21 protein-coding genes are annotated in these 22,643 nt (G+C 48.8%); all 21 read right to left on the minus strand.

Features of this window, described 5'->3' with window-relative positions:
* Positions 1-73: 73 nt before the first annotated feature.
* Positions 74-724, minus strand: a complete 651-nt coding sequence (locus tag J3482_RS17220) for an alpha/beta fold hydrolase (protein ID WP_206922828.1) — start codon at positions 722-724, stop codon at positions 74-76.
* Positions 725-817: 93 nt separating this feature from the next.
* Complete coding sequence (locus J3482_RS17225) at positions 818-2,143, minus strand: MFS transporter (protein WP_146823671.1); 1,326 nt, start codon at positions 2,141-2,143, stop codon at positions 818-820.
* Between the two features lie 146 nt (positions 2,144-2,289).
* Positions 2,290-2,451 carry a carboxymuconolactone decarboxylase family protein gene (locus tag J3482_RS17230; RefSeq protein ID WP_146823673.1) on the minus strand — a complete coding sequence of 54 codons (162 nt, stop codon included), beginning with the start codon at positions 2,449-2,451 and terminating at the stop codon, positions 2,290-2,292.
* Positions 2,452-2,632: 181 nt separating this feature from the next.
* Entirely contained in the window at positions 2,633-4,081 is a 1,449-nt protein-coding gene (locus J3482_RS17235; protein ID WP_223204189.1) for an aldehyde dehydrogenase family protein, read from the minus strand.
* Positions 4,082-4,114: 33 nt separating this feature from the next.
* Positions 4,115-5,014, minus strand: a complete 900-nt coding sequence (locus tag J3482_RS17240) for an NAD(P)-dependent oxidoreductase (protein ID WP_206918605.1) — start codon at positions 5,012-5,014, stop codon at positions 4,115-4,117.
* Positions 5,015-5,056: 42 nt separating this feature from the next.
* Positions 5,057-5,854: a carboxymuconolactone decarboxylase family protein gene (locus J3482_RS17245; protein ID WP_146823677.1), complete on the minus strand. Its 798-nt coding sequence runs from the start codon at positions 5,852-5,854 to the stop codon at positions 5,057-5,059.
* 36 nt (positions 5,855-5,890) lie between these two features.
* On the minus strand, positions 5,891-6,277 hold the full coding sequence (locus J3482_RS17250) for a carboxymuconolactone decarboxylase family protein (RefSeq protein ID WP_146823679.1): 387 nt from the start codon (positions 6,275-6,277) through the stop codon (positions 5,891-5,893).
* A 350-nt stretch (positions 6,278-6,627) separates the two neighbouring features.
* Entirely contained in the window at positions 6,628-7,542 is a 915-nt protein-coding gene (prpB, locus tag J3482_RS17255) for a methylisocitrate lyase (protein WP_146823681.1), read from the minus strand.
* Between the two features lie 18 nt (positions 7,543-7,560).
* A complete protein-coding gene (locus J3482_RS17260) occupies positions 7,561-9,003 on the minus strand; it encodes a bifunctional 2-methylcitrate dehydratase/aconitate hydratase (protein ID WP_206922829.1) in 1,443 nt (480 codons plus the stop codon).
* Positions 9,004-9,077: 74 nt separating this feature from the next.
* Positions 9,078-10,475: an MFS transporter gene (locus J3482_RS17265; RefSeq protein WP_206922830.1), complete on the minus strand. Its 1,398-nt coding sequence runs from the start codon at positions 10,473-10,475 to the stop codon at positions 9,078-9,080.
* 57 nt (positions 10,476-10,532) lie between these two features.
* The gene (locus tag J3482_RS17270) at positions 10,533-11,420 is read right to left on the minus strand and encodes a hydroxymethylglutaryl-CoA lyase (protein ID WP_146823686.1); all 888 of its coding nucleotides are present in this window, start codon (positions 11,418-11,420) and stop codon (positions 10,533-10,535) included.
* Positions 11,417-12,643 (minus strand): CaiB/BaiF CoA transferase family protein, encoded by a 1,227-nt coding sequence (locus tag J3482_RS17275; protein ID WP_328702311.1) that lies wholly within the window; start codon positions 12,641-12,643, stop codon positions 11,417-11,419. Before J3482_RS17275 ends, J3482_RS17270 begins: the two co-directional genes overlap by 4 nt.
* A 42-nt stretch (positions 12,644-12,685) precedes the next feature.
* Positions 12,686-13,435, minus strand: coding sequence for an IclR family transcriptional regulator (locus J3482_RS17280; protein ID WP_146823688.1), 750 nt, complete (start codon positions 13,433-13,435; stop codon positions 12,686-12,688).
* Positions 13,436-13,666: 231 nt separating this feature from the next.
* Positions 13,667-14,461: an SDR family NAD(P)-dependent oxidoreductase gene (locus tag J3482_RS17285; RefSeq protein ID WP_188332290.1), complete on the minus strand. Its 795-nt coding sequence runs from the start codon at positions 14,459-14,461 to the stop codon at positions 13,667-13,669.
* Between the two features lie 268 nt (positions 14,462-14,729).
* Positions 14,730-15,305: a hypothetical protein gene (locus tag J3482_RS17290; protein WP_146823692.1), complete on the minus strand. Its 576-nt coding sequence runs from the start codon at positions 15,303-15,305 to the stop codon at positions 14,730-14,732.
* Positions 15,306-15,353: 48 nt separating this feature from the next.
* A complete protein-coding gene (locus J3482_RS17295) occupies positions 15,354-16,409 on the minus strand; it encodes a 2,3-butanediol dehydrogenase (protein WP_146823693.1) in 1,056 nt (351 codons plus the stop codon).
* A 38-nt stretch (positions 16,410-16,447) separates the two neighbouring features.
* Positions 16,448-17,728: an MFS transporter gene (locus tag J3482_RS17300; RefSeq protein WP_206918588.1), complete on the minus strand. Its 1,281-nt coding sequence runs from the start codon at positions 17,726-17,728 to the stop codon at positions 16,448-16,450.
* 104 nt (positions 17,729-17,832) lie between these two features.
* Positions 17,833-18,372: a 2,4'-dihydroxyacetophenone dioxygenase family protein gene (locus J3482_RS17305; protein ID WP_146823697.1), complete on the minus strand. Its 540-nt coding sequence runs from the start codon at positions 18,370-18,372 to the stop codon at positions 17,833-17,835.
* A gap of 266 nt (positions 18,373-18,638) precedes the next feature.
* Complete coding sequence (locus tag J3482_RS17310; RefSeq protein WP_146823698.1) at positions 18,639-20,048, minus strand: purine-cytosine permease family protein; 1,410 nt, start codon at positions 20,046-20,048, stop codon at positions 18,639-18,641.
* A gap of 79 nt (positions 20,049-20,127) precedes the next feature.
* Positions 20,128-21,510 carry a purine-cytosine permease family protein gene (locus J3482_RS17315; protein WP_188332291.1) on the minus strand — a complete coding sequence of 461 codons (1,383 nt, stop codon included), beginning with the start codon at positions 21,508-21,510 and terminating at the stop codon, positions 20,128-20,130.
* A gap of 265 nt (positions 21,511-21,775) precedes the next feature.
* A complete protein-coding gene (locus tag J3482_RS17320) occupies positions 21,776-22,540 on the minus strand; it encodes an FAD-dependent monooxygenase (RefSeq protein WP_268884583.1) in 765 nt (254 codons plus the stop codon).
* Positions 22,541-22,643: the final 103 nt, after the last annotated feature.

Raw genomic sequence — 22,643 nt, forward strand, 5'->3', positions numbered from 1 at the left:
TTTTCTCCAATCTCACATTCTACCAAAGAGGGGCGGATGGCTCATATTTTATGCCCCGGGGTGCCATCCCTTTTTACACAGTATATTGGACTCTACTTTGCCCAACGGGGTCGGATTTCCCATGATAGGGAAGGTCTAATGCATACATGTGCCAATTTTGTTGCATTTCCAAATCAGCTAGTAAATATCGATACTGTCGTGAGTCAGATCCAGCCGTATGCAAAAACACGATTGGTTTTCCATTCCCTGACTCTTCATAATAAACGACCGATTTCTCCTCTGAACTGGCAAAGTGGATATAACGACCGACAATTGCCGAAACATCATAAGATTTCTGTGAAGACAGACAAATATCAGATTGAGATTCTCTCGCAAAGCGCAACACAGATTCGATGAGTCCAACAAATTGAGCCCATTTCAACTCATCACCCTCAACAGTTACCTCTGGAAAATGTGCACGCATCGCGTTAAAAGTGTTGAAAAATGGAGGAGGTGTCGCCTGCATAAACTGCATCCAGTAATGTGGGGGAATTACCAGGTTCACATCAGGCACAGCTGTCCCGAAAGTGATGCGTCGAAACGTGTATTCACCGTCCTCCACACAACACATCACCACTTCGTCACCGACTGTGATGGAAAATTCAAAATTGGTTTCAGAAGCGTATAACCTTGCCTCTGCGTCCTGGTTACAACGCCGCTGCCATGCTTCAATCTCTTCAAACATCGCAATTCCTCCTTCCTATCTAATTACTGGTAACCACGACGCTCATGCCGGTGAACTTCATGTGGTAGACGATTTTAATGAAATCGACGTAGACTAACCCACTTCCGTAAAATCGACATCTTTAGTCTCTGGACCAGCTATTGCGCCAATCGTTCCAAGCAAAGCACCAATGAACAACAGGACTAGACTGCTAAATCGATATGGCATCAGGTGACCCAGCCAATCCATGAAAAATGCGTAAAATGAAGGAATAATCACGGAAACGCTAAATCCCAGTCCAAAGCCTGACGCCCTAACACCGGTTGAAAACCGTTCATTAATATACGTCACGATGACGCCCCACGGTGACGTTGCGATCGCCGCAAACACACAGACGACAAAGATCATGAGACCTAAGGACATCTCCTTGCCACTGAGAATGATGGCCAACAACGCCGTACCCAGTATTGCAATCGCTGGCCCCGCAATAATGAAAAACTTGCGACGCCCAATTCTTTGTCCAATCAAGCCGGCAACAATGTAACTAATAAAGAGAACCGCGTACGCTATCAACAGCGTCAGCGTCAAAGGGAATCCCGACATTCCTAAAAACGTCCCCAATATCGTAGTCGGAAGAACGAGTGTCACAATGTTCTGGGTCAGCCAAAAACCATTCATCATGACAAATACTTGAATAAAGCTACGCCCATTAGCTCCTTTAAAAGCACTAAACAGTGGAACCTTTGTTTTCTCCGATGATTCCCACACCTCGGATTCAGGTACATTTCGTAGATAATAGAGAACTAACCAAGCTGCGATGATAGATCCGATGATAAACGGGATGCGCCACCCCCAAACGTCGTAAGGGGACGTCGGACCTGCAACTGGAAATATCGCAAATGAAGCCATCCCGAGCAATGTGATTAAAATATACGCGAGGGGAAATGCTGCAAGAATAAAGGCGCCAACGAACCCGCGTTTGCTCTTCTCTGAATACTCTAGCGCAAGCGGGTGTGACCCGGTATATCCACCGCCCAAACAAACCCCGTCCAAGAAGCGAAGGATGACCAGTATCACATACGAGGATATTCCAATTGTGCTATGACCAGGAATTAGCGCTATCAGCAACGTTATTATAGAGAAACCCGTCACGGCACTAATAGTGGTTTTGCGTCGTCCAATTTTGTCACCAATCGCTCCAAACACGACCGCCCCAACGGGTCGCCCTAACAATGTCGTGATAAATACAAGGGATGTTAAAATCCCCTCTAGGCCTGCGGGCATCTGTTTTGGTTCAAAATACGCAAGTGCCGGCGTGAGAATCACAGTGGGAAGATAGATGTCGAACATATCAACAAATTCCGTGAAAAATGCACCTCGAATTGCGGAATTCCTCTTTTGCTGCAATTCATCCGTCTCAATGACCGCACTATAAGCCATTACAATGCCCCCCTCACCAATACATGACGTGTTCAACGTCTGTCCCAAATAAATTTCAATCAACATTACGTATGCGCTTTCATAAATTGCGAAACACTACTTTGTCCAGCCAAAAACGACGATTCATCCTGAGGAATAGGTTCCGTTCACCAGAACCTATTCCCATACGTGCTCCCCATGCCAGCAGGAACGCCACAATAGATGGTTACCTGCATGAAAATTTCCGTAATCTCTTCCTCCGTACAGCCATTCGTGATAGCACCTCGAATGCGTGAAGCCAATTCGTCGGGTCGATTTAACGCACTCAACTTGTTTCCCTAAATCCCTGCACAGTAAGCAGTTACCTCATTCCATCGTCCCGTGTCAGCTAGTAACAATCAGCAAATTTGCTGCTACCACACCTATATTGAATACAAAAATGTCGACTAAATAGAGTGTATTTATTTGCACAACGCATTCAGACATCGGTGTAACTGAAAAAGAAACACACTATCCTAGGTTGATTCCAATAAATTTTTCTTGAGTCATCTCTTCAATTGCGTACCGCACGCCTTCTTTACCAATGCCACTCATTTTGACGCCACCATATGGAATGTGATCAAATCTCCGAACTGAGGCATCATTAATCCACACGCCACCCGTTTCTAGCCGATCAGCAATACGCAATGCTCGAGAAATATCCTTCGTAAAAACCCCCGCATGAAGCCCCAAATCAGATTGATTGGCCATCGCGATGGCTTCTTCCTCTGTTTCAAATCGCATCACGCTAAGTACGGGGGCAAACACCTCCTGACAGACAACTTTCATTTCAGAAGTAACGTCACCCAAAATCGTAGGTTCAAACAAAGTTCCGTGACGAGTCCCGCCAGTAAGTACCGTTGCCCCCTGCGTGACGGCTTCCTTTACCCATTCTTCAGCACGTCTTGCGGCATCTTCTGTAATCATTGGCCCAACATCCGTAGTCTCATCCAATGGATTTCCAACTTTCAGCCCCTTGGCTCGAGAAACCAGTTTGCCTACCAATGCGTCATAAACAGAATTTTGAATATAAACGCGTTGTACAGAGATACAGGCTTGCCCGGAAGTGACGACTCCACCATTGACTAAAGCCGTTGCCGCTGCATCCAAATCTGCATCCTCAAACACGATGTTCGGCGCATTTGAACCAAGCTCCAATGTCACTTTTTTATGACCCGCCAACTCCTTTAACTTCCATCCCACAAGCCCACTGCCCGTAAATGTCACCCTCTGAACCCTTGCGTCCGTAACTAACGTTTCACCAAGATCCGGCCCAGTTCCCATGACAATGTTGAGGGCTCCTGCAGGCAAACCAGCCTCCTCAAACAACTGATATAACAGCACTGGGGAAATTGGTGTTTTCTCGGCCGGTTTGAGCACCACCGTATTCCCAGCAGCAATCGCGGGTGCGACCTTGTGCAAAACTAGGTTTAATGGAAAATTAAATGGCGTAATGGCAACCACAACCCCCAGCGGGAAGCGGCGTGTAAAACCAATGCGATTCTCTCCACCATGCGCACTATCAAGCGGAATTTCTTCGCCGTGGATGGTCTTCGCACCCTCCGAGGCAAACCGAAGAACCTGAATCGCCCGGTCAACTTCTCCCCGCCCCTCTCGCAGGGGTTTTCCGGTCTCCATTGCTAATAGGTTTACAAACTTGTCAGACCGTTCCTCCAAAAGATCAGCTGTCCTTCGAAGAATTTCTGATCTCCGATGTGCCGGTAACGCTTTCATTGTAGTCCTAAAAACCTCATCTGCGGCTGTAATTGCTTGGGTGGCTTCTGTTTTCGTAGCACAGAAAATTTCCCCCAACAATTGCCCATCGTATGGCATTCTAACTTCGATTCTTTTTCGCACACCTGACTTCAATTCATGCCCATTGATAAATGAACCAAATTGATATGTTGCCTGAGCAATCACGAAAACACAACCTCCTCGTATCAATCGATCAAATCACTGCCCGACGACCTGAACCCCCGCCCACTCTTCGAAAATACGGACAACCTCCGTCGTGTCCGAATCGGCGCCAAGTTTTTCTCGCATGAGTTTCCAAATCTCTTTCATATTCGTACCTACCCACATAGGGACACCTAGTCTGTCCGCCTCACTCATACAAAGTGCCACATCTTTATACATCAGTCCTGACTTAAACCCATAGTCAAATTGCCGATTCAATACGGCAGCCGGGAACTTATCCAACGTAGCACTATTTCTGCCACTACTCACGTTTAAAACATCCAACATGATTTTAGGATCAAGGCCGGCCTTCACGCCTAAAACAATAGCCTCAGAGCTGGCTACGAGCGCCACTGCTGACAAATAGTTATTTGCAATTTTCATAGTTTGCGCCTGACCCGCATTCGGCCCAACATAGAAAAGCTTGCTGCCGATGACCTTTAAAATCGGTGTACATCGCTCATAGGCCACCTTTGAGCCCGACACCATGATTGACAGAGTTCCCTTTTTTGCCCCAGGGACCCCTCCACTTACGGGTGCATCTAGACTAACCACACCACGCTGTGCAAGTTGATTGGCAATCTCCGATGATACCAGCGGCCCCGTTGTTGACAAATCGATATATGTGTTGAATTCACCACCCTCACAAAGTCCCCCTTTACCTAGCGCAACATCCTTGACAACCTGCGGGCTAGGAAGACTCACGAGAATCGTCTTTGCAAGTTTCGAAACTTCGGCAGATGATGACGCTACAGTTACGTTCGGGTGATTTCTAAACGAGTCAAGCGCTTCACTTCTAGCATCAAATACCACCATAGAGTAGCCATTTGCAAGCAGCCGATTCGCCATATGATGTCCCATGTTGCCAAGCCCAATAAAACCCAACGTCTCTCCCAATCGACTCCACTCCTTTAAGCCCTTCAACATAACCTTGTTGTCTCATTTGGAACGTATCGATTCACTTGGTTCCACGCTTGAATTTGAAGATTTCGAAATTCGAATTTCATCTAATAAAATTGGAACACCCACGTTACATGCATGAATACCTAAGGTTGAAGCAAGCGCGATGACTTCCATAATTTCTTCCTTGGTCGCACCGTATCCAATTGCGTTACGAATATGTTGACGTAGCCCTGACTCATACAGATGTGTAGCCGCTACATCGAATGCGGTATAAATCAGTTCTTTAACTTTTGGTTCTAAAACCCCGCTCACCCAAGGAACAGAAGAAAAATGGATATATGACTCAAAAAAGTCTTCGTCTAGCAACAGCATATCTTCCCAAAATGCATTCCAATACCCGCGCTTGCGCTCAAATTCCTCTTTTAAACGTTTCTGCTGTTCAGTCCATTGGCGAGTTATCGGCTGCCCACTGGCCGCTAACTCCTCTACAAGTATCGGAACCCCGATATTACAAGCGTGAATCCCCAGTGAGCTGGTTAACTCTAAAACCTCCATCAGTTCTTCTTTTGTCGCGCCTAAATCGATAGCATTACGAATGTGCTCTCGCAAACCAGGGACAAACAGATGTGTTGCGGCTCCATCGACGGCAACATGGATAAACTCCTTCGTTTTTTTATCCAAATGCTGGCTGCGCCAGGGAACACCACCAAAGTGTAAATATGCTTCGAAAAATTCAGGGTCAGCTAGCAACAAACTATTCCACATTTCATTCCAATAACCGAACGTATCAACAAACTGGTCCCTCAACGCCTTTTGTTCCTCAACCATGCCCATGTGTCGTTCCCCCTTTCTTCGAATTGTAATGTCACATTAGGTTGTAGACGTCTCTTGTAACTCTTGAATCGCCCGTTTTCCCACTTTAAAACTTTCCATCGCTGCTGGAACACCGCAATAAATCGCAACCTGCATAAAAATTTCTGTAATCTCTTCCGGCGTACACCCATTTCGAATGGCGCCCTTCGTGTGCAATGCTAGCTCATCTGGACGATTCAGTGCGCTCAGCATCGCGAGATTAATCATGCTTCGCTCCTTGCGTGACAATCCTTTGCGCGCCCATACCGTACCCCAGCACCACTCCGTACTCAATTCCTGCATTGGTCTATCGAAATCTGTTGCATTCGCCAACGAACGCTCCACATGTTCTGCACCCAATACATCTTTTCTAATCGCCAGTCCCTGCTCAAACTTTGCGTTCATTTACAACCCCTCCAAGATTAAATATTCACGCTTCAACCGCTTTCAAAATCTAGTTCAACAGGCAAATATTAATGTCGACTACGACTTGTTCTCCCCTCCTTAAAAAATACAATACTGTCGACAATGTTGGATATATTGATATGCTAGCACAGGATATTCTGTGATTCAATACGAATAATTCAAAACTTAGCTGATAATTTGCCTAAGCATATAAAAGTTGAGTGCGCACCACAAAAAAAGCCGTGCCTCAGGCACGACTCCCATGTTAAACGTTTTATGCTAACCTCTTCACCCAATGAAATACGGTCAGGGAAAGGTTCCAAATCAAATCTTGGCATTGCCAATTGGATTCACTCCTGTCCCTCCACTGGCAATACAGTCTTCGCAATTCGATTATCCAAAGCCTCATATGCATGATAATCAATGGTTTCATAAAGTTCTGCCCGCGTCTGCAGTGAATCGAGTACCCCTTTTTGCGTACCTGCGGTCAGAATTTCCCGATATACATCGCGGCATGCCTTCGCGGCGGCTCGTAGTGATGTAACAGGGTATATGACCATTTCATATCCCAATTCGGCGAACTGTTCCACAGTAAAATACGGTGTCTTCCCAAACTCCGTCATATTCGCAAGCAGCGGTAGAGAAATCCCCTCGCGAAATGTGCGAAACTCCGCTTCGTTTAACAACGCCTCTGGGAATATCGCGTGTGCGCCCGCGGCCGCATAACGCTGTGCTCTATCCAATGCCGATGTCAGACCTTCGACAGCCTTTGCGTCTGTTCGAGCAATCACGATAAGCGTGGGAGCCACCTCGCGGATGACTTGAATCTTTTGCGCCATTTCGTCCGCTGAAATCAGCCTTTTCCCATTTAAATGGCCACATTTCTTGGGCATCGCCTGATCTTCAATTTGCACAGCGGCAACGCCTGCCTCGACCATTTCTTTCGCCGTTCTCGCCACATTGAGTACGCCACCATAACCTGTATCGATATCTACTAGAACGGGGAGCTTCGTTGCGCGAACGAGATCTCTCGCACGTCGAGCGACTTCCTCCGAGTAAACCAAGCCTAAATCAGGAATTCCCTTACTCGCCGTATACGCCGCACCCGATAAATAAAGCGCCTGAAAACCAACCTCTTTCGCGAGCAATGCACTCATTCCATCATGCGCCCCAGGAATCTGCAAAACCTTTGGTTGTTTCATAAGCTCCCTAAAGCGCGCGGCCAACGTATTCTGCTGAATATCTGGTTCAACTAACCAAGTCATAAAATCACCTCACATCATTTAATTCTCCGGCAAAAATAAGTCAACAAACTGATTTACAGGCATGCGTTGCAGCGCATGAAAGGATTGACACGTTGAATAAATTCGCGTGACTTGTTCCCTGCTAAAATGCATAGACAGATTATCGCGAAACTTTTCCCAAAGCTTCGGGATACCTTCCGCCCGGCGACGTGGATGGCCAATTGGATATTCGACTTCCACAACATCCGTGCGACATCCATTTGTAAATTGAACCTGCACAGAACTCGCGATAGAGCGTTTGTTAGAATCTAGATAATCCCGACTATATCGCGGTTCCTCCACGACAATCATCTTATCACGCAGCGCATCAATGCGTTCATCCGCGGCTACAGGGGCTTGATAGTGCTCACTCGTCATCGTCCCATAAATTAGACCGATGGCCACGATATACTGTAAGCAGTGATCTCTGTCAGCTGGATTCATCAACTTCCCCGTCTTGCTGATAATGCGAATCGCTGATTCGTGTGTGCGAATCGTCACTTGTGCGATGTCGTTCAATCGAGGTTTAACCACTTCATGAAGTCGAATCGCTGCCTCGAGTGCAGTTTGTGCATGAAACTCTGCAGGATACGACACCTTGAACAAAATATTCTCCATGACATACGATGCAAACGGTTGATTCAACTTCACGGGTTCTCCGGCCAGAATGACGTCCTCGAACCCCCAACGTTTCGCTGACAATGCAGTTTGATAACCCATTTCCCCTCGCAGGGCCAAATATGCAAGATAAACGCCACGGCTCGTCGCATCACCAGCCGCCCAGGACTTACGCCATCCCGTATTCGGTGCATGACGATACGTACGCAAACTTGCGTTATCAATAAAGGCATTGGATACGGCATTCTGCACCTGTTCTCTCGTCCCACCGAGCAGGCGCGTAACCACTGCTGCCGTTGCAATCTTGACGAATAGAACGTGATCAAAACCATGCTGATTCAAACTGTTCTCCAATGCGAGTACCCCTTGAATTTCGTGCGCCTGAATCAGGGCCAACAAGATATCTCGAACTGTGAGCGGGGATTGTCCCCCCGCCTCACGAACGCGACTGATGTGATCTGCTATTGCCAGAATTCCACCCAAATTGTCAGACGGGTGTCCCCACTCCTTCGCCAGCCACGTATCGTTGTAATCCAACCAACGAATCGTACACCCGATATTAAATGCAGCTTGAACAGGGTCTAGCTCATATCGAGTGCCGGGTACGCGCGCACCGCACGGCACCGTTATCCCCTCCACTATTGGACCAAGCAGTTTGACGCACTCTGAGTACTGCAAGGCCGCCATCGCACATCCCATGGCATCGACCAACGTCAAATGTGCGGTGGATAGCGCCTGTTCCCCAAAATCCGTTTGCTCTACGACGTAATCAGCGATTTTTTCAAGCACCGGGTCAATCTGCCGAACGCTTTTATCATCCTTCATTGTCGGACCTCCTCAAATGGAAGCGCACAAGGACATGCGCCCTCGTGCGCTTCAGTCAAAGTCTATTCTACGTACTACGGAGTAATGGAATGATTTTCAGCCGATGTGGCTAGACCTGAGGGAACTTCATTGAGTTCCTCTAATACACGAGCCGTGGTCTTTGGAGCAAAACCGCCGATATCTATCATTACAATGACCATCGCGATGGCGACCACGGAGAACATAGCCGTGGCACCACTGCCTTGCAACAAAGGCAATAGGACAAACGGCATCAGACCGCTTGATAGTCTACTGAGACTATAACCAGCACCAGATGCAGTTGCGCGGATTGAAGTGGGATAAATTTCAACTTGAAAAATGTGATAAGCATTTGAAAAGATGTTGCTCACCATCGTGTAGAGGAAGCCAAAGATTATAATGAGAACTATCGAGTTAGAAATACCAAATAGAATTCCAAACAGTGCCATGCAGAACGCAGCCATGACAATCAGCCATTTACGCTGAATACGTTCCACGATAGGCAGCGATATAAGTGATCCGACAGGATATCCGATAAACGACAAAGTCGTATAGGTGAGCGAACTATGCACATCAAATCCCTTTGCCGCAAGCACCAATGGAACAAGCGTTCCAAACCCATAGTAGCCGAATGTTTGGAGAATTTGGAATACCCACAACAGTATCGTCCGCTTGCGGAATTGCGCCACAAACAAGGTCGAAACAGGCAATTTCTCCTGGGGAGGGTCGGGCACCGTAGGCATGGCACTTGTGAGAATCTCCTCCTCGCTCCTATCGACATGCCGCTCAAACCTCATCATAATCTCCTCTGCCTCTGGTTTTCTCCCAACCGATTCTAACCAACGTGGAGATTCAGGCAAAAACTGTTGCAAGGCCCACGCGAAAACGGCACCCAAGGAGCCAATGATAAACATCCAGCGCCAACCTGCCATTCCGAATTGCGTTGGAACTATCCAACGAGCCAACAGCCCCTCTACCGGCATGGAACAAAACTGCAACGTGTAGGCCCACACCATTAATTTGCCGCGGCGGTAAGTTGGAAGAACTTCACTGAGATAAGTGTCGCCAAGTGGCGCCTCAGCACCAATGCCAACGCCGGCAAGGAAGCGAAATAAGACCAGCAGCACAACACTCGGACTAAATGCACACAGAAATGTAAACACGGAGTAAATGAGAAGGTTCACCATAAATGCCTTACGACGGCCAATCAAATCTGCCATGCGATTCAAGAAAATCGCCCCAAGGAACATCCCCAGGAAAGACGAACCAAGCAGTAACGATTGGGTCGATCCGCTGATATGAAACTGATCTGAAATGACGGATCCCAACACCCCAGATAGATATACATCATACAGTTCAAAAAATAAACCAAGCCCAATAATAAACGCCGCTTTTCGGTGTATCGCCCCGATAGGGAGCCTATCTACTCTCGCTGCAATCGACAGATTGGACATTGTACATCCACCTCCACAGATGCCTGCGTGTTGCTTTCCCACTTGCTGAAACTACCCTCATCTCAACTTCCCCTGCTTCACCATAGACGCATCCAAATCTTTAAGTAAGCGCTTTCTAACATGCACCAAAGCGTGTTCATCAATTCCCGTGTGAATTCCCATCAAATGCAACCAATGTACCACTTGTTCAGTATCTAAATTCCCGGGTGCATCTGGTACAAACGGACACCCTCCTAAACCAGCCAGCGCCGTCTCAAAGACCGTGACGCCAGCAGCCAGTGCCGCAACGATATTGCCAAGGCCAAGCGCATACCGATCATGTAAGTGCAGCGTGATGGGGATATCGTGGCCTACCCGTTGCTTCACCAGTAAAATCGTGTCGTAAATAGCTTGCGGGGTGCCGACGCCGACTGTGTCCGCAAGGCTCAACTCAACGGCACCCGAGTCAACATACTCCCGAGCGATATCGGCAACCGTCTCTGGTGTAATGGACTCCGTAGAAAACGGCGACCCAAACGCACAGGAAATCGCGCCACGTAATCGAATCTGGGAACTTGCGTGGGTTTGAGCAATTCCCCGAAATTGCTCAAACGAATCGGACAATGACATGCGCAGGTTTTCGCGCTGGTGGATAGGGCTCGCGGAAACGACAAACGTGACCGCATCGACACCTGTGCGAAGCGCCCGTTCAAATCCCTTGTGATTCGGCACGAGTGCAATCGTGTCAGGCTGATCTCTCAAGGCATTCGCAACCGTTTCTGCATCGCGCATCAGCGGTACCCACTTTGGAGAGACAAATGCGGTGATTTCCACACTCGGTACGCCTGCCGCATAGAGATCTTTACACAGCTCAATCTTTTGCTCAGAGGTCAATTCCCCTGTGGCATCCTGCAGGCCATCCCGCGGCGTGACGTCGATGACTTTTACGGACTTCGGCCAATTCATTGGTAAATCACTCCTTGCTCCATCGCGGCCGCAACTCTATCGTCATCCCAATGCAAAAGCGACTTGAGTACCCAGACAGTATCATGCCCAAGGCGATGACCAGCGTGTTCGACGTGCCCCGGGAAATTTTTCAGTTTTGGCACGATACCAGGCATAAAGACCGCACCTAAATCCTCTGAAGGGGCTTCAATAATCATCTCGCGGTCGATGTAGTGCGGATCAGATGCAATATCCGCAACATTCATCACAGGCCCGGCCGGCACTTCATACGCATTTAATGTTTCCCATAGTTCCGCAAGCAAAAACTGCTTCGTCCAATCCGCGATGAGTTGGTCAAGTTCTTCGATGTTCGCGAGCCGCGCTTGATTGTCAATAAACTTCGGATGTTCGATGAGGTCTTCACGCCCCATCGCTTTGAGCAGGCGTGGAAAAATTCTAGGGGTGTTCGCCCCGATAGCCATCCATTTGTCGTCTTTCGTTGGATAGATGTTCGACGGAGCAGAACGCTTCAACGCATTCCCCGTTCTTTGCTGAATCACACCCGTGTGTTTGTACTCCGTCATTGCCCCTTCAGTCATACTGAACACGGCTTCTGTCAGGGCGACATCAATATGGTCACCTAGACCATCATGGTGCCTCTCCCGCCTGAGCAGTGCCATCAACGCGCCAAACACCGCGTACAGTGCCGCAATCTCATCGCCGATGGAGAACCCTACCCGAACAGGCGGCAAGTCAGGAAACCCCGTGACGTATCGCATCCCACTCATGGACTCGGCGATATTTCCAAACCCTGGCCTATCCCGATACGGCCCCGACTGACCAAAACCAGATACGCTGACATAAACCAGTCCGGGATTTCGCTTTGTGAGCTCGTCGTACCCTAGGTCCCACTTCTCCATTTGCCCAGGGCGAAAATTTTCGACGAGGATATCCGACTCACAGATAAGGTCTCGAACAATTTGCTGTGCCTCCGGATGATTCAAATCCAGCGTCATGAGTTTCTTATTTCTTGCTTGCGCCTGCCACCACCACGAGTCCCCCGTCTCTGTGAGCAGTCCCCATTTACGCAATGGGTCACCATGGGGAGACTCAATCTTAATGACCTCTGCACCAAAATCCGCAAGCAGCCTTGTTGCAAAAGGACCCGCAATCAGTGACCCAAGCTCTAAGACGCGGATATCTTCCAACGGTCGTTTATGCCTCGATGTCATTGAAGACCCCACAGTCCCCATCTCCTTGTTCATCATTATTGAAATTTTCCAGTTTCATCTCCCTTGTAAGCGGATTTTACGAGCACATTCCGTCACCAACTCTGCAATGTCGTTCGGATCTTGTTTCGAAAACTGAAACGTTGACCCCGAAACAGATAACGAAGCGACGACCATACCACTGACATCAAACAAAGGTGCCGCCAACGCAGCAAGCTCCGGATCTCGCTCACCAACACTTAGAACCCACCCTTGTTCTCGAACCTTCTTCCACCAAGCGACGTCATGTGTGGAAACAACTTCAGGAAAGCGCCCTCTCGATGAACGAAGTAGCGCTTCTCTCTGTGTCTCTTCCAACCACGCTGTGAGAATCCTCCCTGACGCACCAGCATGTAGCGGCAACAATTCCCCCACTTTCACAGCCGGTCGCAGAATCGATGCCCCTTCAATGCGATGAACACACATGCGACACTCCTCTACCCGGACATACAAAGAGGTGTTAAGGCCCGTTTGTCTAGATAGCCATTGCAAGAATGGACGCGCCACCTCCACCATGTCGCGATTGTTTAACGCATGTACAGCGAGCGACAGCACCCTCCAACCTATTTCGTAACCGTTTTCATAACGAGTCAAAAACTGCGCTTCTTCCAAATCGTTTACTAATCGGTGAAGTGTCCCCCGTGGAATTTCTAATTCAGCGGACATCTTCGATATCGACGACACCGGTCCATTCCGCGAAACGAAGTCCAATATACTCCCGATTTTTTGAATAATGAGGGTCTTGTTTGTTCCGCTCGCCCGCTCCATGTCCGTAATACGATCACCTCGCCCGCATTGTGGTCAAACACAGAATAACACCGCTTATATTTACAGTCAATTCTGAATTATTTAGGACAAGCTCCTGTTAGGATGTATTCACAGGATGACCGGCTGACACGGGCTGACATGAAAAAGAGCCGCGCCACAGGCGCGGCCCCCAAGCTAACGTTGATATGCTTGCTTCAATCCATTGTCGGACCGGGTTAGGTAAGAAGGCAATCACACCTGTCTCAAAGATTCACACACAACCGTATCCATTTCATTCATCAGGATGAATCCGCCGTCGACCACAATGGACGTCCCGGTGATAAAGTCCGACTCTGGGTGCACTAAAAATGCCGCGGTTCTCGCGATATCCTTAGGTTCACCAATTCTTTGAATGGGGGTCACGCGTTCAAACCGCTCGCCTACCCCGTTCGCCAGCAGCCCCTGCTCGCCCAACGGCGTGCGAATAATCCCCGGCTTGATGGCATTGACTGTGATGTGAAATGGCCCCAGTTCTTTAGCCGCCACCTCCGTGAGACCGACAATGGCGTATTTCGCAGCCGTATAATGCACGTGTCCGTACATGCCACTTTCAGCAGCGAGAGAAGAGATGTTCACAACTCTCCCATAGTGATGCTTTTTCATAATCTTTGCGGCCTCGCGTAAGCAGTAAAATGAACCATCGGCGTGAACACTGAGCATGCGTGTCCACGCTTCATCGTCCATCTCGTCGAGTAAACTGGTCGCCGCATACCCTGCGCAGTTCACCAAGATATCTAGTTTTCCGTAGGTCTCTTCCACGCTTGTGAAAAACTCTGAAACACGCCGTGAATTCGACACATCCAACGCATAGTCTGCAGCGCGCAACCCTTTGGCCTTGAATTGTTCAACCACTTCAGCCGCCCTTGTCGCATCCAGGTCCACAATGCAAACATGGGCCCCTTGTTGGCACAACGCCTCCGCAACCGCTTTGCCAATACCGCTGCCAGAGCCCGTCACGACAGCAATTTGGCCTTGTAAGTAGGACATAAATGGTCCCCCCTCGTTTCTTGGCAATCCCACCGAAGAATCCAAAGGAATTCGACAACGCGACATGCACTGCGATAGTTTCTACGCTCACCACGAAGCGTCATATCATCTATCGTATCTCCGTTGAAATCGAAGAACGCCCACGGCCCAATACCATAGTCATCATTGTACGTCTTCGCGTAACGGTCGATATCATCAATGACGACACATAGACGACACATATCTGGAGTGGTTTAGAAAAAAAAACGGTGATTTCATAGGCGCCTCCTTATTCATCCAATGTTTTGAGAATTTCCAGATGAATTTCTCTCGCGCGCGACGGCGTAATCACGTCGTTCGGATGGACTTTTTCAACGTGAACGCTCGTCGCGTCCACGTAAAGATGCTCGCCAATTAGCCTGGCACGCTCGTCGTATGGCCAAACGAAAGCCTGACGGGTTTGATAGTGGTAAATGGCGTCTTTATCCTCGACATCGACGCCAAGCGCAACTAGGTCAATCCCCGTCACCAAAAAATTAAAAGTGAGTTCATCGCAAAGTCCCCAGTCCGCCACGGCAATCTTATCGTCCGTATTCCACATCACAGCCTCTTTCACCGATTTATAAAAATCTACCACGCCCTGTTTCCCCCGGATGACACTTGGCTCACCCCAGTTGATTCGATAAAGGGGTTCCTCCGTCATCATGTCTGGTGCGATGATGTCTTCAAACAACCCGGCACCTTCCAAATGAATATGTCTGCGGTAATTCTTGAGAATCGCCTTGTGTAGCGGATTCTCCGTGCGTTCCAGCAAATCTGAAATAACATCCGTACAATGGTAGACTTCTTCCTCAAATCGGTTCATCGTGCGCTACCTCCTAAATTGATGGCTTCAAACACCTTTTTCGAGTGTTCACCTCGGCCGGACGAGAATCTTGGATTGGGATTTGTCCGTCCACAAGGTTTCGAACCCCTCGGCGACTATGTCCCCTAAGTAGATTTTTTTAGAGATGAGTGCCTCAGCATTGATTTGCCCACTGGTCATGAGCGACATCACTCGCGGAAACATCCTGCAGTACGCCGCAGATGACGAGATTTTCCGCTCGTTCAAAACGAGTAGATTCGGATGGAGAGAAATTCCCCTCTCCCAGAGGCTGACAACGACCAACTCGCCACCTGGTTTCAGACATTCGAGCGCCTGTGTCAGCGCGGCCTCTGCGCCTGCGGCCTCAAAACTGACGTCCACCCCATGTCCGCCGGTGAGCTCGAGAATGACAGCAAGGGGTTCCTCCCTTTGTGGGTTGATCACGTACGTAGCGCCAAGTTGTTTGGCTTTCGCAAGTCTTTGTTCGGAAACTTCCACGACAATCACGGTACTCGCGCCAGCAGCCCGCGCCGCTTGAATGACCAAGAGACCAATCGGACCTGCGCCAAACACAACACATGTGTCCCCAAGCCTGATTCCACTGGAATACACCGCTTGCACAGCAACTGCCGCTGGCTCAACAATGGCTCCAGCTTCAAACGACAGCGACTCCGGTAGTTTGTGTACTAAGTTCGCCTGAACCACCGTGTATTCGGAAAATCCGCCACCATCTGACGTCAATCCATGAAAGCCACGATGTACGCACAAGTTATATCGTCCACTTTGGCAAGGTGAGCACTGCCCGCAACTGAGCACGGGTTCTACGACAACCCTGTCACCAACCTGCACATGCGTAACACCTTCCCCCACATCGACCACTTGCCCGGAAAACTCGTGCCCCAGAACGACTGGGGCAACCTGACCTGTCAACGGATGTGGCGTTCCGACGGGGATGGTCATCGGACCAGCTATATATTCGTGTAAATCGCTCCCACAAATCCCACACCACGAGACTTGAATTTTCACTGTTCCTGCTTTGACGACGGGCGTTTCAATATCGACCACGCGGACGTCTTTTCTCCCATACCACATGGCAGCTTTCATAGGTTTTCGCCTCTTCTCCACTAAGTTCACTTAGGAAGTTACACATCCAAGTTGACCTGGGCCTCCGGCGCCGACGCGAGTCGCGCTTTCACTTTGATAGGGGCCGTCTCCGTGAGAAATATTGCGACGAGCGCCGCGACCAGCGCAAATGCAGCGGACATCAACAGAGGCGCCGCTAATCCATAGTGGTTCGCCAGGACCCCACCAGCAGAGACAATCCCAACGCCGCCGACGAATTCTCCGGAGGCCATCGCTAGGCCAATCGCGGCGCCTGCAATCTTTCGCGGTACGGTCTCGGAGGGAATGACCGACATGTAAAGTGCCATCCCGCCGGTGCCAGCACATCCGATAAAAATGACGACCATGAAGAACCAGAGGGCGGCGTGCAGGTACAGGACAGATACCGGCCCGATGATAGAAATCAAGCAAAACAGAATCATCATCGACTTTCTGCCCCACCTATCCGACAACATAGGCACGACAAATCCCCAAACAGCAGCGCTCACACCCACTATCGACATGACATAACTCATGATGTGGGGGGACAATCCTCTAGTTTGTGTCAAATACAAAGGTGCGTAGGTGAACAGTAGGGTGTACCAGGGGATTAGACAAACCGAAATGATCATGCAAAGAATCATGTTTCGATACTTAAAGACCGTCCACGGACGGATCTTCTCACCTTGCTGCTTTCCACCGTGCGTCACCAGTTCCGATGCATCTTCACGGGTTAGTTTCGGCTCCTTGATAAATCTCCACATCAACAGCGCCACGACGATGCCTGGAATGATAGTGAAGAAGAACGTATACCGCCAGCCCACAGCCGTCGCGATTGCCACGATGACAACTGGCCCAATCATGCCCCCTAAAATATTCGAGGAGAAATTTTGCAAAAACCCTAAGTTGAATCCCCGGCGAGAATACGTCGATTCAGCTAAGAGAATCGATGTGCCCACGGGAAAGAACGGCCCCTCGAGCATCCCCATCACCATTCGGAACACAACTAACAGAAGAAATCCGGTGGCCAGACCAGTAATAAAGGAACAGAGGGAGAACGCAAGGACACTGATGATTAAGAGGAGCTTACGCTTTCCCAAAATGTCTCCAAAATACCCGCCAAAATAACCCGATAACGACCATGTCAAGGAAAATCCAGCGGCGACGAAACCCACTTCAGCATTCGATAGATGTAGATCTTTCACCATGAACGGCATCAAGTAATTGATGTCCATCCGTTCCAAAAAAAGAAAGCCCCAGCCCAGTGACAGAATACCCAAGACAGCGTTTTCATACGACCACCATCGGCTTGAGGACCGCACGCAACCCCACCCTTTTCGAGAAGTTTAATGACCCGTTGGCCGCCTTGAAGAAATTTAGTTAAGCGCTTTCATACATCGCAACTAGCTCTGCATCGCAATCATTTTCAGAGATACATTTGTGGATTCATTGGAATCCCATGCTCACGGCAATAGGTCTCGTAGTGATTGATATACCACCAGACATCCACCGTCTCGAGGAAATTCGCGTTTTCGTCGAAGAACTCAATGGCGCCCTGCAGCCAGCCAAACAGTTTAACTCCTTCCGGGTGATCGCTCACGAGCGTGTGCGTCAATCCGGGCGTTTCGTAAATCAAGTCTCCTGGGCCAGCCACCCAGTCATACTCAAGATAACGGGCGCTTCCTTCGAGGCAGACCATCACAATGGTACCCCGATGCCGGTGCGTACCGATAACACCGCCCGACTTGATCCATAAAATGTTGCTGGCAATATTATTGCGGACGTCGAAGGCCAGGTGACGAATGGCTGCATTTTCCCCGAACGGCACCCACGGGCTCTCCTGCGAATTGACGAACTTGCCATCGACACCGTAACGCTGAATCACATCCGCATACGGCTCTGGAATATTGACAATCTTGTAAGCGGACGGCGGTGTCGTCAACTTCGTGTTGGACGTTTCGGACATAGTTTGTTCCCCCCTTATTTCTGCACTTTTCTGAAGATTGTTTGTGATTTCATCGTATATTTGGACAACGAAATTGCAAACAATCAAAACGGCTAAAATTCACGGTGATGATTGGCTGATGTTCGTATTTACACAGACGAATTCCTCTCTGTGACAAAATGTTGTCCCAGCCGCCACGACGGATGAGGGGCCACCCCCAGTAGGTAGCCCCTCATCCGACGAACGCTAGCTGAACGAACAAACGTTTACGAAAGAGCAGTAGCAGACTAATAACCCTCGACAGGTGTCTCATTCTCATCCAATCGTCGCTCGCCATTCTTTACGCCACTTACGACATAATACTTTCCCTTCGTGACCGCGGCTAAGACGATGTGTAGGACGAAAGCTATCCCCCCTGCGATAAATGCCGAGATAGAGGACGCAATCGTACCGACATGAGAGATGGCCAAGATGAGACCCACCGCCGACCCCACCAGCAACGCAATCGGGCCGACAGGATTCCAGTCCCGAAGATGCCCTCGCCGATACTCTACATGTGAAGGACCGATCTTCAAAAGCTTCTTGACAACGAGTAAATCGGCGAGGACGGAAGCCGTCCACGCAAACATACTGACACCCTGGAATGTAAGGACGACACCAATGTGCGCAATGATATTGGACAGCATAGCCACAACTGCAATACCCGCTGTGACTATCACCCAAAACACGCGTCCCGGCGTGAATTTAAAAATCCGACCAAAGAAATTCGCTAAACCGAGCGATCCACTGTAGATGTTTATCAAATTAATACGAAGCTGCGTGAGAACTGTGTACAGTGCACCGCCAACGCCGAGGACAAAAACCATGTAGACACCGGGATCGGATTGTGCAAACCGAACAGCAAACCAAATTCCAACCATGCCCATGATGAGGTAGGATCCCAACTGCGGGACAAACCCAATGATAAAGGGGGCAAATCTAATTTCCTTCAGCTTGATAAAGCGGGCATAATCTGCCGTTAAGAGCGTTTGACCGCCAATGATGCCATTGAAAATCCCAATGCATGTTAATAGCGCTGCGCCCCCCATCATCTGCCCATGTGGCGAGAACGTAAGCCAATGATCTGCGGTGGATGCCTTCTTGTGCAGCGCCACAACTATGCCGCTAATTAAAAGAACGATATAAACAGGCAGAGAATACCTCTGAAATTTATTGATTTGCTTCATGCCATAGAGGCTCAGTGGAATGATTCCGGCACCAAGAATGAGCATGATCAACCAAAGGGGGATGGAAGGAAGATACGTATGAACCGCGTGAGACATAATACTTCCTTCCGTGGCCGCGAGTACGATAAAATTGGATGCATAGAGCAAAGACGTAAGCGCCGCACCGACAAATCCATAGCCGGTTCCTCTTGTCAACAGACCTGCATTAAGACCCGTCTTTGCGGCGAAAAATGCTAGAATGATGGCTAAAACTGCGTTCATGGCCGTCGCGTATACCATGGCCAGAATCGCATCGACACTGCCGTAGGTGAGTGCCATCTCTCCACCAAGCTGCATAAAAATCATCGCACCCACGATGCCCATCGTTACGTTCAGGATACTGCTCCATGGCATCCTCGCGTGCTCGGGGACGGCCTCCAGAGCGAAATCGTCTTCCCCTCCTATTTTCGAGTTCGACATCTGTTCGGCCATTGAAATTACCCCCTCGAGTTTTCGTATCGGTTATCGTGGAATTCACAGAATCCGCTCGAAGTTACGTGTGCCTATATGTTCAGCTTGATATCTCTGGCTTGACCATATCGGCAGCCATCACGCGACGTTCTCCAGTGGTGACAATCCAATAAACGCCGCCTGCGACCACGAAACTTACGAAGTAACTAATATCAGCGCCGTCCAGCATATGTCCAATTGGACCGGTGTAAAGCGCTGAGGCCATAAAAGGAATCGAAACAAGAACGCCTAAAATAAAACTCCCGAGGCCTTTCCATTTAACACCCGACATCGGTCCATTAGGGTTGTAAAAATCAACTGCACCATACTGCAAACCTCTCCGACGGGAATTAACAAAGAATTCAACACTTTGGATTGCAAACCACGGAGTGACCCAATATACCAGAAAATCTAGAAAATTCTCAATGAAGTTGGTTGCACTTCCCTCATTGCTGAAAATCAAGGAGAGAATGATACTTAGACCACCTATGAGCAAAGCTGCAGACCAACGTTTTAAAGGAAGATCAAAAGTGAGCGCAGAAAGGGAGGCACTATAAATATTCAGCACATTTGAACTAATTGACCCTAAAGCCAGAGCTATATATGCAATTACTGCAAATCCGCCCATCGTATCTCCGATTAGGGTGATTGGTTCGGAATGAATAAATCTAGCTGCCGTAACTGCACCAATACAGGAAACCCAACCGATAGAAACAAATAGACCCAATGCTGTTGCAAATAGCGGACCGCGCACCCGAGTTTTGGCTGGGAGGTAACGTCCATAATCGGCAGCGTACGGAGAAAAACCAACGGCATAAGAAAACATAATCGTGAACTCAGCCAACCAAATCAGCACTGAATTGTGATGGTGCAACGAACCATTTGAAGAAGGATGCGTGAATACCACAATTGTCACAACAAGAAAGACAATCCCACCAACGTACGTCATAATTCGTTCAAAACCGTGAATCAAGTTGTGGCCATAAAGTGCCATAAGAATTGTCCCTATGGACATAATCAACATCGTTATTAAATAGGGAACATGCAAAGCCTCTTTCATTGCAAGGGCTCCAAGAATGTTATTAACAGTGAACCAACCAAGGAATCCAAGCCACGCTAGGATTGCGGGAACGTAGTTCCCCCTGTAACCAAATGATGCTCGACTTTGCGCCAATTGAGGCATCCCCAACTTTGGGCCCATCGCCGTATTGACTCCAACGGCAATTGCGCCAAGGGCTGTTCCAGCTAGAATGGCCGTTATAGCGCCGATGACGTTCAATCCAAGAGTGATACCAAGCGTACCAATCGTCCAAGTTGATAGATGTAAATTCGACGCGAACCATACATTAAATAATTTTGTGACACGCCCGTAGCGTTTGTTCTCTGGAATATGTTCTATGCCGTGAGGTTCTACGACAAATGTTTCACTGGCTCCGTAATCCATGTCTGATCCTTCGTTACTACGCATCTTCGAAGCACCTCAATTCCCATAATAGATAAATTTAGGAATACAATTTTATAGTAAACGCTTTCAAAAAAGGAACAAGTATTACCATTTCAACGCTCGAATTGATCCAAGTGCTTTGTCCACCACCTCCCACTTTCAACCTATAGCCTTTTACTCCACATCGTCGCGATAAGCTTCGTCTGTGAGAACTATCCTAATTGACATCCCATCGACTTAGCTTATCGCAACTACTCCTGTGCGCTTATACCTTGAGTGTATTGAACCGTTCACTGCACTTCCTAGCATCGTATTCATATACCCATTCAGCCTTAATACCGGACGCGTTAGGGTTTTTCTCCTGCTTCTGCTGCATCTCCAGGTCGCGCTTCTTTTGCTCCTCAGGTGACTCAAGGTGGTATGTCCGTCCTCTTTCACGAGACTCTAGCTGCACTCTTGACGTTCTGGGGCGCCTTTCGGATTCATAAGCCTCCAGTGCACGTTCGAGGTTGCCTTCAAAGTATTCGATTGCTTCTGCCAGGACGTACGCATCTTCAATTGCCATTGCAGCTCCTTGGGATAAATACGGAAGCATTGGATGGGCAGCATCACCCAGAAGTGTCGTAGTACGGCGTGACCACTGCGCCATTGGATCTCGGTCATACAATCCCCACTTGAAAACCTGAGTCTTGCTCGTTCGTTCAAAGAGTTGAATGAGGTCAGAGTGCCATCCTTCAAACGCTGCCAACAATTCTTCAGTAGAACTCGGTTCGACCCATGATTCCTTTACCCATTCATCTGTTTCCTTAACGGCTACAATATTGACTCCCTTACCGCCTTTAACATAATATGTTACGACATGGGCCCTCGGCCCCATCCAAAACGAAGCTGCAGGTTCAACAAAGGAAAATGGAAACTCGTCAACGGGTACGACTGCACGCCAGCACATATGTCCGGTAAAGGCCGGGTCATCCTTACCCCACATTGAATTACGCACCACCGAGTGAATCCCATCCCCGCCCACAATCATATCTTGTTACTGACATAGCATAACGTCCGAAAACTGACGGTGTAAGTTGACCGAGAACTGACGGATTCGCTGTCCAAGAACGCTTGCAAAAATGGGAAGGAAG

Source organism: Alicyclobacillus suci (genome assembly GCF_017329615.1).
Lineage (GTDB): Bacteria > Bacillota > Bacilli > Alicyclobacillales > Alicyclobacillaceae > Alicyclobacillus > Alicyclobacillus suci.

Excerpts from the sequence above, each read along its gene's own strand:
- J3482_RS17220 (WP_206922828.1), bottom strand. The coding sequence starts at position 724 with ATGTTTGAAGAGATTGAAGCATGGCAGCGGCGTTGTAACCAGGACGCA.
- J3482_RS17225 (WP_146823671.1), bottom strand. The coding sequence starts at position 2,143 with ATGGCTTATAGTGCGGTCATTGAGACGGATGAATTGCAGCAAAAGAGG.
- J3482_RS17245 (WP_146823677.1), bottom strand. The coding sequence starts at position 5,854 with ATGGGCATGGTTGAGGAACAAAAGGCGTTGAGGGACCAGTTTGTTGAT.
- J3482_RS17250 (WP_146823679.1), bottom strand. The coding sequence starts at position 6,277 with ATGAACGCAAAGTTTGAGCAGGGACTGGCGATTAGAAAAGATGTATTG.
- prpB (WP_146823681.1), bottom strand. The coding sequence starts at position 7,542 with ATGACTTGGTTAGTTGAACCAGATATTCAGCAGAATACGTTGGCCGCG.
- J3482_RS17260 (WP_206922829.1), bottom strand. The coding sequence starts at position 9,003 with ATGAAGGATGATAAAAGCGTTCGGCAGATTGACCCGGTGCTTGAAAAA.
- J3482_RS17265 (WP_206922830.1), bottom strand. The coding sequence starts at position 10,475 with ATGTCCAATCTGTCGATTGCAGCGAGAGTAGATAGGCTCCCTATCGGG.
- J3482_RS17270 (WP_146823686.1), bottom strand. The coding sequence starts at position 11,420 with ATGAATTGGCCGAAGTCCGTAAAAGTCATCGACGTCACGCCGCGGGAT.
- J3482_RS17280 (WP_146823688.1), bottom strand. The coding sequence starts at position 13,435 with ATGGAGCGGGCGAGCGGAACAAACAAGACCCTCATTATTCAAAAAATC.
- J3482_RS17285 (WP_188332290.1), bottom strand. The coding sequence starts at position 14,461 with ATGTCCTACTTACAAGGCCAAATTGCTGTCGTGACGGGCTCTGGCAGC.
- J3482_RS17290 (WP_146823692.1), bottom strand. The coding sequence starts at position 15,305 with ATGAACCGATTTGAGGAAGAAGTCTACCATTGTACGGATGTTATTTCA.
- J3482_RS17295 (WP_146823693.1), bottom strand. The coding sequence starts at position 16,409 with ATGAAAGCTGCCATGTGGTATGGGAGAAAAGACGTCCGCGTGGTCGAT.
- J3482_RS17305 (WP_146823697.1), bottom strand. The coding sequence starts at position 18,372 with ATGTCCGAAACGTCCAACACGAAGTTGACGACACCGCCGTCCGCTTAC.
- J3482_RS17310 (WP_146823698.1), bottom strand. The coding sequence starts at position 20,048 with ATGGCCGAACAGATGTCGAACTCGAAAATAGGAGGGGAAGACGATTTC.
- J3482_RS17315 (WP_188332291.1), bottom strand. The coding sequence starts at position 21,510 with ATGGATTACGGAGCCAGTGAAACATTTGTCGTAGAACCTCACGGCATA.
- J3482_RS17320 (WP_268884583.1), bottom strand. The coding sequence starts at position 22,540 with ATGATTGTGGGCGGGGATGGGATTCACTCGGTGGTGCGTAATTCAATG.